Genomic DNA, 13,886 nt, shown 5'->3' with positions numbered 1-13,886 from the left:
TGTTAAGGGTTTACGAGTTCAATTGTTGAATTTAACGTGGCGGTCTGCCACTGCATCACACACTGTGGAGTGGAAATGAGAACGGTAAAAAGTTATCCCGAAGCCTGGCCATTGCATACGCCGTTTGTCATTGCCCGTGGAACGCGAACCGAAGTCAAAGTGGTGGTAGTTGAAATTGAGGAAGACGGCGTCAAAGGCGTCGGAGAAGCGACGCCTTATGCGCGCTACGGTGAAAGCGAAGCCTCGGTGCTGGCGCAAATCGCCACGCTGCTGCCCGCGCTGCAACAGGGCATGACGCGCGAAGCGCTGCAACAGGCGCTGCCTGCTGGTGCTGCACGCAACGCGATTGACAGCGCCCTGTGGGATTTAGCCGTACATCAGCAGCAGAGCAGCCTCTGGCAGCTTAGCGGCGTTAGCGCGCCTGAGGATGTGGTCACCGCACAGACCGTCAGTATCGATACTCCGGAGGCGATGGCCAGCAGCGCACTGGCGCTGTGGCAGCATGGTGCAACGCTGCTGAAGGTTAAGCTGGACAATAATTTCATCACCGAACGGCTGATGGCGATCCGCGCCGCCGTGCCGGACGCGACGCTGATTGTAGATGCGAATGAGTCATGGCACGCCGAAGGCCTGGCGGCACGCTGTCAGCTGCTGGCCGATATCAATGTGGCGATGCTCGAGCAGCCTCTGCCCGCGGATGAGGATGCGGCACTGGAGAACTTTATCCATCCGTTACCGATCTGCGCGGATGAGAGCTGTCATACCCGCGAAAGCCTGGTGGCACTACGAGGCCGCTATGAGATGGTCAACATTAAGCTGGATAAAACGGGCGGGCTGACCGAGGCGCTGGCGCTGGCCGATACGGCTCAGCAGCAGGGTTTTACGGTGATGCTGGGCTGCATGCTTTGTACCTCGCGGGCGATACGCGCTGCGCTGCCGCTGGTGCCGCAGACCCGCTTCGCCGATCTCGACGGGCCAACCTGGCTGGCGGTCGATGCAGAACCGGCGATCAACGTGCGCAACGGTCAGCTGATTATTGCTGCCAGCGCAGCAGGTTGACCATCATCTCAAGGTAAGTCTCTGTGGCTTCATCCACGGAAATCACCGGCATTTCAGCGGTGACGCAGGGCAGACTGAGATCGTGACACCAGCTGCCGAATGAGCCTGGCGTGTCATAGCCGACGCTGCTGACGCGGGGAAGGCCGGTGTGGCTGGCCAGCCAGCCGCCAATCTCCACCTGATGCGGATCGTCAATGCAGCCCAGCGGTTCATGCCATGAGACGATCCAGCGCGGCTTAAGCTGATGAATCAGGGCACAGAGCGCCTGGGTTTCCGGTTCAGAGCCCGGATGCGTGCCGGTTGAGAGCGCCACATCACGCGCATCGGCCGCGCTGTTCCAGCGATACACCGTCTCGCCTGACTGCCAGTTTGCTGCCGGGAAGTTACGGTTGAGATCGACGCCATTTGCGTTAGCGCGCAGTCCAAGCTGACAGCCATCCGGATTCACCGCTAATACCACATGGTGCCGACGCATGCCGTCGGGCAGCGTGCGTAATGCGGCGGAGAGCGTCGCGATGGCCGCATTCTCATCACCATGGGTGCCGGCCAGGATCAGACCGCTGTCGGGATCGCCGAGCGGAGCCGGAAACCACAGCAGCGGTGCGCCCAGCACAGAGCTGCCATACTGCTGATAGGGAACGTCAAGTTTGCCCCGCAGGGGTCGCGGATGGAGTGGTGACATACTCATTTCCTCAAAGGGTTTTACTCAAAGTAGCGGAAAAGCCGTGCGCGGAAAATAGCTATTTATCTGTCAGCCATTTGCGCTAAAGTGCCCTGCACAAGCTGTATCAGCAACAGACTGATGCAGCACTTCTTTGGGGTAAAGGAGTGATGATGGTTAAGACCTTTCGTATGACGCTGGCAGCAATCAGTCTGAGCAGTGTTATCACACCCGCTATCGCGGCGAATCCACCCGCTGGCGCACAGCTGGCTGAACAGCAGCAGATCGTTCGCCACATTAAAGATGAACCCGCTTCACTTGATCCGCTTAAAGCAGTCGGACTGCCGGAAATTCAGGTGATTCGCGATCTGTTTGAAGGCCTGACCAATCAGGATGCACAGGGCAAGATTGTGCCGGGCGTGGCACAGAGCTGGAGCAGTAACGACAATAAAACCTGGGTCTTCACCCTGCGCAATAACGCGCGCTGGTCAAACGGCGCTCCGGTGACTGCGCAGGATTTTGTCTACAGCTGGCAGCGCCTGGTCGATCCAAAAAACAGTTCACCCTTTGCCTGGTTCGCGGGCTTAAGCGGCATTGAAAATGCGGCAGCGATTACCAAAGGCGAAATGACGCCCGATAAGCTGGGTGTGATCGCTCAGGGTAAAACGCAGCTGAAAGTGACGCTGGATCGTCCGGTGCCGTGGTTCCCGGCGCTGGTGGCTAACGTGGCGCTCTTCCCGGTTCCTCAGAAGACGATTGCGCAGGAGGGCGACAGCTGGACGTCACCCGGCAAACTGGTGGGCAACGGGGCCTATCAGCTCAGCGAGCGGGTGGTAAATGAAAAAATCGTCCTGATCCGTAATCCGGACTACTGGGATGATGCACATTCGGTGCTGACAAAAGTGACCTTTGTCCCGATCAATGAAGAGTCGAGCGCCACCAAGCGCTATCGCGCGAATGATGTCGATATCACCGAATCCTTCCCTAAGAATATGTATGCGATGCTGAAAAAAACGTTGTCGGGAGAGGTCTACACACCTGACCAGTTAGGTACCTATTATTATGCCTTTAATACGCAGAAGGGACCGACTGCCGATGTGCGGGTTCGTAAAGCGCTGTCATGGTCTATTGACCGTAAAGTCATTACTGAAAAAGTGCTGGGCACCGGTGAGAAGCCGGCGTGGCACTTTACGCCAGATGTGACAGCAGGCTTTAAGCCCTTGCCCACTTTCATGCAGCAGCACGATCAGAACACCCTGAACGCGCAGGCGAAAGCACTTCTGACATCAGCCGGATATGGTCCTGGCAAGCCTTTGAAACTCAAGTTGCTCTATAACACCTCTGAAAGCCATCAGAAGATTGCGATTGCCGTAGCCTCAATGTGGAAAAAGAACCTCGGGGTGGATGTCACGCTGGAGAATCAGGAGTGGAAAACCTATATCGACAGCCGTAATAGCGGGAACTTTGATGTGATCCGTGCTTCGTGGGTGGGTGACTACAATGAGCCCTCTACCTTCCTGAATCTGCTGACCTCAGGCAACAGCAGCAATATTTCGCGTTTCAGCAACGCGGATTATGATGCGGTCATCGCCAAAGCCAGCAAAGAGACCAATGACCAGGCGCGCAACAGCGACTACAACCGGGCGGAGCAGATCCTGGCTGAACAGACACCCATTGCCCCGATCTATCAGTACACCAATGGCCGCCTCATTAAACCCTGGGTCAAAGGCTATCCCATCACAAATCCTGAAGACGTCGCCTACAGCCGTGAACTCTGGATTGAAAAGCACTAAGCCTGTCATGGCCGGTTTTCCGGCCATCGGCTGACATCTTTCTACACAGCCCGGAGATTGCAACTCAACACCGTCACGCTAGACTGTATCGTATTGATTTTAGTAGAGAGGGGACGGTGTGGACGTTATTGAAGGAAAAGCATTACAGGTTTCAGATGCCATCATTTCCTGCCAGCTGGATGGCAAGGGTGGGATGATTCCGATTGCTGAAGATGAAGTCATCCAGTGTGAGCAGCCCTGCTGGCTGCATCTCAACTATACCCATCGCAAGAGCGCCGAATGGCTGCAGTCAACGCCACAAATCCCCGATACGGTGCGTGACGCCTTAGCAGGCGACAGCATGCGTCCTCGCGTCAGCCGACTGGGCGACGGGTTTATGATCGTACTGCGCAGCGTCAACCACAATAGCGATGCACGTCGCGACCAGCTGGTGGTCATGCGGGTCTTTATCAACGATAAGCTCATCGTCTCGACCCGGCGGCGCAAAGTCTCTGCCGTCGATGAAGTGCTCACCGATTTGCAAAACGGCAATGGCCCGATTGACTGCGGCAGCTGGCTGGTGGATGTCTGTGATGCGCTGACCGATCACACCAGCGAATTTATCGAAGAGTTACATGACAAAATCATTGAGCTGGAAGATGCGCTGCTTGATCAGCGGATGCCCGCACGCGGCGAGCTGGGCCTGCTGCGCAAGCAACTGATTGTGATGCGACGTTATATGGCACCTCAGCGCGATGTCTATGCCAGGCTGGCCAGTGAAAAACTGGCCTGGATGGATGATAGCGAACGCCGCCGGATGCAGGAAATTGCTGACCGTCTGGGACGCGGGCTGGACGATCTGGATGCAGGCGTGGCGCGCACCGCGATTCTGGCTGATGAGGTCGCCTCTGCGATGGCGGAATCGATGAACCGCCGCACCTATACCATGTCACTGATGGCGATGATCTTTCTGCCCGCCACGTTCCTGACCGGCCTGTTTGGCGTCAACCTGGGCGGCATTCCGGGCGGTGAATGGAAATATGGGTTTTCAATCTTCTGTCTGCTGCTGGTGGCGCTGGCAGTAGGGGTCGCGGGCTATCTGCGTAAACGGCGCTGGCTCTGATGCGCCAAAGGGAATGCGGCAATTACGATATGTGGGCTGAAAATCCCGTTAAGCGAGCAAAAGCTGATCGACATCAAGAACCCGTTGTCGCTGCTGACGCAAACTCTCTCCCGCAGGTGAATGCAACGTCAAGCGATGGGCGTTGCGCTCCATATTGTCTTACTTCCATATTTAGAATTATTGCATAGCACATTTAATTCGAAACATGCCGGCCAGTGTGCCGGCTTTTTTTTGTCTGCCTGGCTGTAACGCCGTTCCTTATCTAAGCTTAAACTCCATTCGTAAGAAAAGGAGTACGGCATGAGCGCGATTCTTAACAGCGAGCCGATCCCCACGGATCCAATCCCGATTCCTGAACCCATTCCCCAGCCGCAACCGCAGCCTGATCCACCAACCGATCCGGAATTTCCGCCGATAATGGATCCACCGCCCCATCGAAACATATAAAAAAAGGGCGTGCTGCCTGCAGCACGCCCTTAAACTTTCCCGCACTTATTTAATCTGTAGTACATCCAGACGCGCGCTGATATCGGGTACATCGTCTTCATCGACCCGCCAGCCCACAGGCTGAGCTGGCAGCGTTTCCCGGTCAAAGGCGAGATCGCCGCCATCAACGACGGCATCGCCATGTTTGATGCCTTTAAAATCGAACAGATTGATATCTGCCAGGTGCGACGGCACCACGTTTTGCATCGCGCTGAACATGGTTTCGATACGGCCAGGATAGCGCTTATCCCAGTCACGCAGCATATCGGCTACCACCTGACGCTGCAGGTTCGGCTGAGAACCGCAAAGGTTGCACGGAATAATCGGGAACTGACGTGCTTCGGAGAAACGAATGATATCTTTCTCACGGCAGTAGGCCAGTGGACGGATCACAATCTGCTTGCCATCGTCGCTCATCAGTTTTGGCGGCATGCCTTTCAGTTTTCCACCGTAGAACATGTTCAGGAACAGCGTCTGCAGGATGTCATCGCGATGGTGGCCCAGCGCAATTTTTGTGCAACCTAGTTCTGTCGCGACACGATAGAGAATGCCACGGCGCAGGCGCGAGCAGAGTGAACAGGTCGTTTTGCCTTCCGGAACCTTATCTTTGACGATAGAATAGGTATCTTCTTCGACAATCCGGTACTCAACACCCTGCGACTCAAGATATTGCGGCAGGATATGCTCAGGGAAGCCCGGCTGTTTCTGGTCAAGGTTGACGGCAATCAGGCTGAAGTTTACCGGTGCGCTTTTTTGCAGGCTGCGCAAAATTTCCAGCATGGTGTAGCTGTCTTTTCCGCCCGACAGGCAGACCATGATGCGGTCGCCTTCTTCAATCATATTAAAATCTGCAATGGCTTCGCCGACATTACGACGCAAACGCTTTTGCAGTTTATTCAGGTTGTACTGTTCTTTCTTGTCAACCGTTTGATTATCTTGCATTTTTACCTATCTCAAAAACCAGAAAGCGTAGCTAAAGGGCGTATTGATGCGCGCGCCCAGCCGGTCACTTCACTGTGATGTCACGAATATGCAGCGTATGGTACGGATTGTTGCCGCGAATGCCAGTACTGGAGTGAAGTAATCAGCGGATAATCGCCGTCAGAGTCACAGGCCGCTTTCCCGTCAGGGCGATGATTGCCGGAATGCGGTACTGCGAAAGAGCGCAAGCTAAGAGGGCGGGTGTTGCTTCGTCGTGAGCAAACCGGCGGGCTGAGACGACTCGAAAAGGTTTCAGCTGCGCGATGTCAGCTGACGGGCACATCTTTCCACTGACAATCAATTTCATCACTGTGCGTTGAACAGGACGGCGGTGATGACGGGTAAGCATCAGTCCGCGCATGCTCTCTTTTTACTGCACAACCTGCGGTCATAAAAATGACAGAGATAATTAAGAAAATTTTCATCAGTACTACCGGATTAATAAAAACCACAGCATGCGCTGCTTTAACTCAATCAGGCCTAAATGCATTCCGGGTTGTATCGTTCTGATTTGATGCACATCAAAGGAAATGTTTTCATTAAATTCGCAGTAAGTCGGATATTAATCGCTGCTTTCATTTTTCAGGTGATAATCTTAAAAACAGGCTTTGTTGAATGTGCGTTGACCCGTCGGGTTTATAATAATAAATTCAGACGCACTGACGTGTTGTGTATCTCATTAAAAACGATAGTTTTATAATTCATGTGGCGCGCAATAAAAAATGACTTTCCAGTAAAATCAGGGATGTTCATGACATCCGATAAGCAGACTGCGTAAGCGCGGGCGTTTACATTTATGCTTATATGCATTTACACAGAGTCTCTTACATTGACCTTTCGGTTCGCACCTTTCGTCAATAAAGACTGCCTGTGAAGCCGTTTAATGTCGGGCTATCAATGTGAAAAAAATGAATCAATATTTGATGTCAATGAGCCATCCCGATAAAAATCGCAAAATAAAAAAGTACGGCATAAGATTTATTATGACGCTGATACTTTTTTTACTTTGCTATGTTGCGGTTATGTATTGCGGCGTTCTGCTGCTGGTCAACCGGCATGGTTTACTCCATTTTTTGCTGCACTAAATTCAGCCGCAGGCCTGAAAAATCCAGCGATAAGCATGATGTAAAAAATGCCTGAGTACTTCCAGAATATCTTCCGCACCTTCTCCAGCAAGACATTGTCCGGTCTCCAGCGCATTATTAACCGAGTTCCGATGATCCAGGATCATCATGATTGTCACAGCACCCGCGCCCGCAATCAGCGTAAAAATCAGCACCATTAATGAAGGCTGGTAATTTTTTCGCGCGGCAGCAGGCAGGGTATCTTGAGAATGGTCAGAGTTTTGGCGCATTGGTCCCCGGGAAAAATTATTACATGGATAAACAATAACGGATTATGCCATTAATTACCGGCTCGCTCTATGTCTCAGGTCAGGCTGTGGCTTCTTTGGTTTGCGGGCAGAGGGATTCGGATGGGGGAGGGCAGAAGGCGCTGGCTGCTACTAATCGCCTTCTGCGATGTCCGGATGCCTGCAGGAAGATATCTGGTCTGAGGCCTATTTCCGGCGGGATTACATCATTTCCAGCGACTGAACACCCTTGATCTCCATAACCTTGTCATAAAGGTGCGCATCATTTGATTTGCGTGAAAGCGTCACCTGAACACTCAGTTCGCACAGACCGCTCTCTTCATCACGATTAATGACCGTCACATTGCCGTAGCGAATGCCTTCGCGCTGCATCACCAGCAGCACCAGCGGCACGCTTTTAGGCTTAAGGAAAACCAGCAGCGTATGGTGTTTGCCGATTAAAACATGGCTCAGACGGCGGAACACCTCCAGCACCACCAGCGCCAGCACCGTGCCATAAATGCCGATCTCATACATGCCGCTGCCGATTACCAGACCAATCGCCGCCGTAACCCATAATCCCGCAGCGGTGGTTAAGCCTTTCACCACCTGCTTCTGAATCATGATAGTGCCCGCGCCAAGAAAGCCCATGCCGCTAACCACCTGAGCGGCAATACGGCTGGGATCAAGGGCCACATGGTCGCTGCTGAGCATGTCGGCGAAGCCATATTTCGACACCAGCATGAACATGGCACTGCCGATTCCGACCAGAATATGAGTACGCAATCCCGCTTCTTTAGCCCGCATCTGCCGCTCCAGACCAATCAGGCCGCCGAGAATGCCGGCAAGGGCGATGCGAATTAACATATCCATTAACATGGCTTTACTCCGAAATAAAAGGGGCCGCAAAAGGGTGACAGTTCAGCGATAGCAGGTAAACAAGATAATTCTGCTTGCAAATGACGCCGGAGAATTTTGTAAAAAGCTGTTTCACCTCTCGACCCCTTGTGCCGCCTGACATATGCTGAGCCAGCCTATTACACCCATTCCCGGAGTCCGACTGATGAAAGCAGCCACCTTTTTGCTGGCCGGTGCCGCGCTATTACTCTCTGCCTGCAGCAGCAACAGTGATGATAACGAGCCACCACAACAAGCCACCGCCGCCCATATCCAGCCACGGGTGGTGATGTCTTCCCTGGCAGAAAGCACCTGTTCGAATGCGGGTGGAACGCTGGCCTTCTCGCATCAGCTGGATGGATCGCGTGTGGGAATGTGTCAGTTAGTGAATGGCCGTCGCTGTGATGAGCAGGCGTTAATTGGCGGAAATTGCGCGCGCTGATGAACAGGCCGGATTGCTCCGGCCCGCATAGCTATACAGAGAATAATCAGGCAGAGAGTCGGTTCGGACACTCCTCACCACGGTCGAGCTGGCTGAGATTACTCAGCGTCGTTTCAGAAATGGCGGTCAGCGCTTCGGCGGTTAAAAACGCCTGATGGCCGGTGAACAACACGTTATGGCACGCCGACAGACGGCGGAATACATCGTCCTGAATCACATCATTCGACTTATCTTCAAAGAACAGGTCGCGTTCATTCTCGTAAACATCCATGCCGAGCGCGCCGATCTTCTGCTGTTTCAGCGCGTCAATCGCCGCCTGTGAATCAATCAGACCACCGCGACTGGTGTTGATAATCATCACGCCATCGCGCATCTGTTTAAACGCGTCAGCGTTAAGCAGATGATGATTCTCTGGCGTCAGCGGGCAGTGCAGCGTAATGACGTGGGATTCAGCAAACAGCGTTTTCAGATCGACATACTCCGCGCCCAGCTCCAGTGCCTGCTCGCTGGGGTAAGGGTCAAATGCCAGCAGCCGCATACCAAATCCTTTCAGAATGCGCATCGTCGCAATCCCGATTTTACCGGTGCCGATAACGCCCGCAGTTTTGTTGTGCATGTTAAAACCGGTCAGGCCATCGAGCGAAAAGTTTGCATCACGGGTACGCTGATATGCACGATGAATACGGCGGTTCAGGGTCATCATCAGGCCGATCGCGTGTTCAGCCACCGCTTCCGGTGAGTAGGCCGGAACCCGGACGACTTCCAGACCCAGCTCTTTCGCGGCAGCCAGATCGACATTATTGAAACCGGCACAGCGCAGCGCGATGTATTTCACACCCAGCCCAGCCAGCTCTTCCAGCACCGGGCGACTCCCGTCATCGTTTACGAAGATGCAGACGGCATCGCAACCCACAGCAGTTTTGGCCGTGCTTTCAGAGAGTAAAAAGTCAAAAAACACCAGTTCAAAACCGAACTGCTGATTAACCTGCTCAAGGTATTTCTGATCGTAATGTTTGGTGCTGTAAACCGCGATCTTCATCGTTATGCTCCTGCAGAGTGATAAACCAAGGATAACGTTTTCTGACTGACTTTGCTGAAACAGCTGATTTGCGCCTGGTGCAGGCCTTCACCTCTGGCAGATTACATGCCATCATTCCTGTCAGGATACTGTAAGGAAAAGGATTATGGCTTTTATGCCACGGATTTTCCGGCGACGGCTGGCGGCTATTCTGGCGCTGATTCTGCTGCTGCTGGGCCTGATGTTGACTGTGACGCAATGGCTGCCACGGCTGGCCGGCATCTGGCTGCCTGACGGGACGCGCATTGCGCTGTCAGGCGCGCCGCGCTGGCGGAACGGTGGACTGTGGTTGCCTCAGATTCGTTATCTCGCCGGTGATTGCTCGCTGGCCACCATAACGGCGGTGTCACTGGGCTGGCATCAGTCGCGCTGGAAACTCAATGCGGAAGCGCTGACGCTGGATAGTGACTGCCTGCAAAAACTACCGGCCAGTAACAGTACGGTTGCGCCTAAAACGCTGGCCGAATGGCAGGCAATGCTGCCTGGCGCCGACGTTCATCTGGGCAAACTGATTGTCGCGCCCTGGCAGACCTATGCGGGCGCGCTGGATCTCACGCTGGAAAAAGATCGCCAGCAACTCAATTACCACGGCGATAATCTGCAGCTGGCGGCCACGCTGACCGGTCAGCAGCTCGCTATCCGTGACCTGACGCTCACCCATCCTGCACTGCCTGAACCCGTCACGCTGAGTGGTCATCTGACGTTACCCACTTTTGCTACAGATCTGCCGGTAAACGGTGAGGTGGCCGGGCAGCTGGCGCTGGACGCGCTGCCACATCCGCTGCAGCTGACGCTCAACTGGCAGCAGCAGCAGGGCGAGCTGCGGGTAGCAATGGCGGAAGAGAGCAGGCCGCTTCTCCGGTTACCGTGGCAGATCAGCCGCGAGCAGATTCGGATTGAAAAGGGCGAATACTTCTGGCCACTGGTGGACCAGCCCTTGTCTGGGTTTGTTAACCTGACGCTGGATAACTGGCAGTCGGGCCTTGAAGGCAGCCAGATTACGGGTCGTGTTAACCTGCTGACGCAGGGACGCGGCGGCAAGGGCAACGTGGTGCTGGGCGTCGGTCCCGGTAACCTTAGCCTGACCAACAGCAACCTGCCGTTTCAGCTGACCGGTGAAAGCAAACTGGCCGATCTGCAACTTTACGGCTCGATTCCGGGTGTGCTTAGTGGTTCGCTGCTCGATCCTCAACTGGTGCTGCAACCTAAATCGCTGCTGCGTCTGCGTGGCCGGCTGCTGTCAACGCTGGAAGTGGATGAGGCGCGCTGGCCGCTGGCGGGTGTGCGTCTCTCCTCACAGGGCATAGATGGTCGCCTGCAGGCGATTCTCAACGCACACGATGCCAGTTTTGGCCGCTTCCGGCTGCATCTCGATGGCCGCGCCACAGATTTCTGGCCCGATAAGGGTGAATGGAACTGGCGCTACTGGGGCGGAGGCGAAATGCTGCCGCTGCAGGCTCGCTGGGATGTTAAAGGAACCGGCGGCTGGCATGACACACTGATCCAGCTTGATACTCTGTCTGCCGGCTTTAATCAGCTGGCCTACGGCAGCGTCAACATAGCAAAACCGCGTCTGACGCTGACTGAGCCGGTAAACTGGCAGCGTGATGCGGCACATCCTTCTTTTAATGGTCATTTCAGACTGCAGGCGGGACCGACCCGCTTCACTTATGGCGGCCGTCTGGCTGACTCAGTGCTCGACTTTGAAGCTAAAGGCCGGGATCCCGGCTATTTCCTCTGGCGGGGCGAGTTAAAAGCGGGCAAGGTTGGCCCGCTGCGGGTGAATGGTCGCTGGGATGGCGAACGATTACGCGGCCAGGCCTGGTGGCCAGCTCAGTCGCTGACGGTATTTCAGCCGCTGATCAGCCCCGACATGAAAATGCAGATTCAGGGCGGCAGTCTGCAGGCACAGGTCGCTTTTTCCGCCGCCAGCGATCAGGGCTTCCAGGCCGGGGGCCACTGGACGGTTAAACAGGGCAGCGTCTGGACGCCGGACAGCCAGGTAAACGGTATCGACTTCTCGCTGCCGTTCAGATTCCACGAGCAGCAGTGGCAGTTTGGTCAGCATGGCCCGGTTTCACTGCGCATTGCCGAGGTGAAGAACCAGTTTGCGATGCAAAATATTCGTGCCGACCTGCAGGGGAACTGGCCATGGTCTGAAAAGGCGCCGCTGACGCTGCAGGATGTCAGCCTGGATCTGCTGGGCGGACAAATCACGCTGCCCTCCCTGCGCATGCCGCAGCATGAACCCGCCCGGGTGTCGCTGCGTCAAATCAGCCTCAGCGAGCTGGTGACGGCACTGAAGCCGAAACAGTTCGCCATGTCGGGCAAGGTTAACGGCGAGCTGCCGCTGTGGCTCAATAATCCGCGCTGGCTGGTGGAGAAGGGATGGATTGCCAACAGCGGCCCGCTGACCTTCCGGCTGGATAAAGATATGGCGGATGCCATTACCCGCAACAACGTAGCGACCGGCGCGGCGCTGGACTGGTTACGCTATATGGAGGTCTCCCGCAGCTGGGCCACGATCAATCTGGATAACCTCGGCGACCTTACTATGGAAGCACAGGTGCAGGGCGTCAGCCAGTTCAGTAACCGTCGGCAGACGGTCAATCTTAACTATCATCATCAGGAAAACCTGTTTCAGCTCTGGCGCAGCCTGCGCTTCGGCGATAATTTGCAATCCTGGTTAGAGCAACATGCGACTTTGCCATCGAACAAGGACAATTCACCATGAGCCTGAGGCCATTACTGGTTCTGGCAGCCGGACTGCTGAGCATCGGCTGTGTGCCGCGCATCGAAGTCACGGCACCCAAAGATCCCATCACCATTAATATGAACGTAAGAATCGAGCATGAGATTCACATCAAAGTCGACAAGGATGTGGAAGCGTTACTGAAAAACCAGAGCGGTCTGTTCTGAGGAGAGCAACGATGAAACGCATAAGTGCGGCGCTGTTACTTGCCCTGGCGATGGCGCAGCCTGCCTGGGCACTGACGCTCGATGAAGCGCGGCAAGCGGGTCTGGCAGGTGAAACGCTCTCAGGCTATCTGGCGGCACGGTCACAGGACAGTGAAACGCTGGCGCTGGTGCAGCGGATTAATGCCGGACGTAAGCAGGAGTATCAGCGGCTGGCAGAGCAGAATAATCTCTCCACGGCTGATATCGCCAGTATTGCCGGACAGAAGCTGGTGAGCCGAGCGGCCGTGGGGGAATATGTGCGCGGCATTAACGGTCAGTGGCTGAGAAAGGAAGCAGGCAGCGGCCAGTGACAGGCGAAAAAAAACCGGGCGCATGGCCCGGTTTTCAGCGTCATCCTGAGATGACTGAGATTTATGCGGTCACGATCTGCTTAATTGTGTCTTTTGCTTCAGCGGTCGCTTTGCTGGCCACTTCCGGACCGTACGCGATGCCTTCAGCAAACACGAACTCAACGTCAGTGATGCCGATGAAGCCCAGGAACAGCTTAACGTAAGGGGTCAGCAGGTCAGTTGGGGTATCTTTGTGAATACCGCCACGGCTGGAGATCACCACAGCCTTTTTGCCTTTAACCAGACCTTCCGGGCCTGCTTCGGTGTAGCGGAACGTCACGCCAGCACGGGCAATCAGGTCGAAGTAGTTTTTCAGCTGGGTTGGAATGTTGAAGTTGTACATTGGCGCGGCAATCACCACTTCATCATGAGCCTGCAGTTCTGCAATCAGTTCATCGGACAGATCCAGTGCTTCCTGCTGACGGGGTGACAGCGGCGTTTCGGATGGGCGCATTGCACCCACTAACTCACCATCCAGAACCGGAATCGGGTTAGCGGCCAGATCACGTACAGTGACGTCTTTACCCTGTGCCTTTGCCTGTTCGATGTAGAAGTCAGCGAGCTGGCTTGACTGTGAGTAGCCTGCAAGGATGCTTGATTTCAGAACTAAAACTTTGCTCATGGTGGTTTCCTGTCTGTTACGCGGAAGACTTTCCGCTCAATGGTTTACACTCTACGGTTATCGATGGCGCGGTGAAAGCGCAATATTTCGAGACCCATGTTCGAAT

At 54.8% G+C, this 13,886-nt stretch carries 13 protein-coding genes; 7 read left to right on the top strand and 6 right to left on the bottom strand.

The features are described 5' to 3' along the window. Positions 1-75: 75 nt before the first annotated feature. Positions 76-1,059 (top strand): L-Ala-D/L-Glu epimerase, encoded by a 984-nt coding sequence (gene ycjG / locus IBT54_RS06165; RefSeq protein ID WP_201251822.1) that lies wholly within the window; start codon positions 76-78, stop codon positions 1,057-1,059. Here the strand turns inward: ycjG and mpaA are convergent. Beyond that, on the bottom strand, positions 1,034-1,741 hold the full coding sequence (gene mpaA, locus IBT54_RS06160; protein ID WP_201251821.1) for a murein tripeptide amidase MpaA: 708 nt from the start codon (positions 1,739-1,741) through the stop codon (positions 1,034-1,036). The two genes, ycjG and mpaA, sit on opposite strands and share 26 nt — an antisense overlap. Before the next feature lie 152 nt (positions 1,742-1,893). On the opposite strand from mpaA, the gene IBT54_RS06155 reads away from it, so the two are divergent. Continuing rightward, positions 1,894-3,513 carry an ABC transporter substrate-binding protein gene (locus IBT54_RS06155; RefSeq protein WP_095707144.1) on the top strand — a complete coding sequence of 540 codons (1,620 nt, stop codon included), beginning with the start codon at positions 1,894-1,896 and terminating at the stop codon, positions 3,511-3,513. 118 nt (positions 3,514-3,631) lie between these two features. Next, the gene (zntB, locus tag IBT54_RS06150) at positions 3,632-4,615 is read left to right on the top strand and encodes a zinc transporter ZntB (RefSeq protein WP_013357970.1); all 984 of its coding nucleotides are present in this window, start codon (positions 3,632-3,634) and stop codon (positions 4,613-4,615) included. A 492-nt stretch (positions 4,616-5,107) separates the two neighbouring features. On the opposite strand, the gene ttcA is transcribed toward zntB, so the two are convergent. From ttcA to IBT54_RS06135, 3 genes are all read right to left on the bottom strand, one after another. Beyond that, positions 5,108-6,043, bottom strand: coding sequence for a tRNA 2-thiocytidine(32) synthetase TtcA (gene ttcA / locus IBT54_RS06145; protein WP_033783198.1), 936 nt, complete (start codon positions 6,041-6,043; stop codon positions 5,108-5,110). Positions 6,044-7,169: 1,126 nt separating this feature from the next. Continuing rightward, positions 7,170-7,436, bottom strand: a complete 267-nt coding sequence (locus IBT54_RS06140; protein ID WP_201251820.1) for a hypothetical protein — start codon at positions 7,434-7,436, stop codon at positions 7,170-7,172. 219 nt (positions 7,437-7,655) lie between these two features. Next, positions 7,656-8,312, bottom strand: a complete 657-nt coding sequence (locus IBT54_RS06135; protein WP_013357964.1) for an MgtC/SapB family protein — start codon at positions 8,310-8,312, stop codon at positions 7,656-7,658. 184 nt (positions 8,313-8,496) lie between these two features. Between IBT54_RS06135 and IBT54_RS06130 the strand changes: the two genes are divergently transcribed. Next, complete coding sequence (locus IBT54_RS06130) at positions 8,497-8,772, top strand: DUF333 domain-containing protein (RefSeq protein ID WP_003853763.1); 276 nt, start codon at positions 8,497-8,499, stop codon at positions 8,770-8,772. Between the two features lie 46 nt (positions 8,773-8,818). Here IBT54_RS06130 and IBT54_RS06125 read toward each other — a convergent pair whose 3' ends face one another. Further along, positions 8,819-9,811 (bottom strand): 2-hydroxyacid dehydrogenase, encoded by a 993-nt coding sequence (locus IBT54_RS06125; protein ID WP_147789181.1) that lies wholly within the window; start codon positions 9,809-9,811, stop codon positions 8,819-8,821. Positions 9,812-9,956: 145 nt separating this feature from the next. Between IBT54_RS06125 and IBT54_RS06120 the strand changes: the two genes are divergently transcribed. The 3 genes from IBT54_RS06120 to IBT54_RS06110 are packed head-to-tail and all read left to right on the top strand — an operon-like array spanning position 9,957 to position 13,119. After that, positions 9,957-12,584, top strand: a complete 2,628-nt coding sequence (locus IBT54_RS06120) for a YdbH family protein (protein ID WP_304622270.1) — start codon at positions 9,957-9,959, stop codon at positions 12,582-12,584. Continuing rightward, positions 12,581-12,769, top strand: a complete 189-nt coding sequence (locus IBT54_RS06115; protein WP_013357961.1) for a YnbE family lipoprotein — start codon at positions 12,581-12,583, stop codon at positions 12,767-12,769. The genes IBT54_RS06120 and IBT54_RS06115 overlap by 4 nt, the downstream gene beginning before the upstream one ends. 11 nt (positions 12,770-12,780) lie before the next feature. Continuing rightward, positions 12,781-13,119, top strand: a complete 339-nt coding sequence (locus IBT54_RS06110) for a YdbL family protein (RefSeq protein WP_201251819.1) — start codon at positions 12,781-12,783, stop codon at positions 13,117-13,119. Between the two features lie 61 nt (positions 13,120-13,180). On the opposite strand, the gene IBT54_RS06105 is transcribed toward IBT54_RS06110, so the two are convergent. Further along, positions 13,181-13,780: an FMN-dependent NADH-azoreductase gene (locus tag IBT54_RS06105; protein ID WP_013357959.1), complete on the bottom strand. Its 600-nt coding sequence runs from the start codon at positions 13,778-13,780 to the stop codon at positions 13,181-13,183. Between the last annotated feature and the right edge of the window lie 106 nt (positions 13,781-13,886).

Source organism: Pantoea sp. S62, assembly GCF_016658625.1.
GTDB lineage: Bacteria > Pseudomonadota > Gammaproteobacteria > Enterobacterales > Enterobacteriaceae > Pantoea > Pantoea vagans.
The sequence above is the reverse complement of the archived record's forward strand: the minus strand, read 5'-3'. Positions and strand labels throughout refer to the sequence as shown.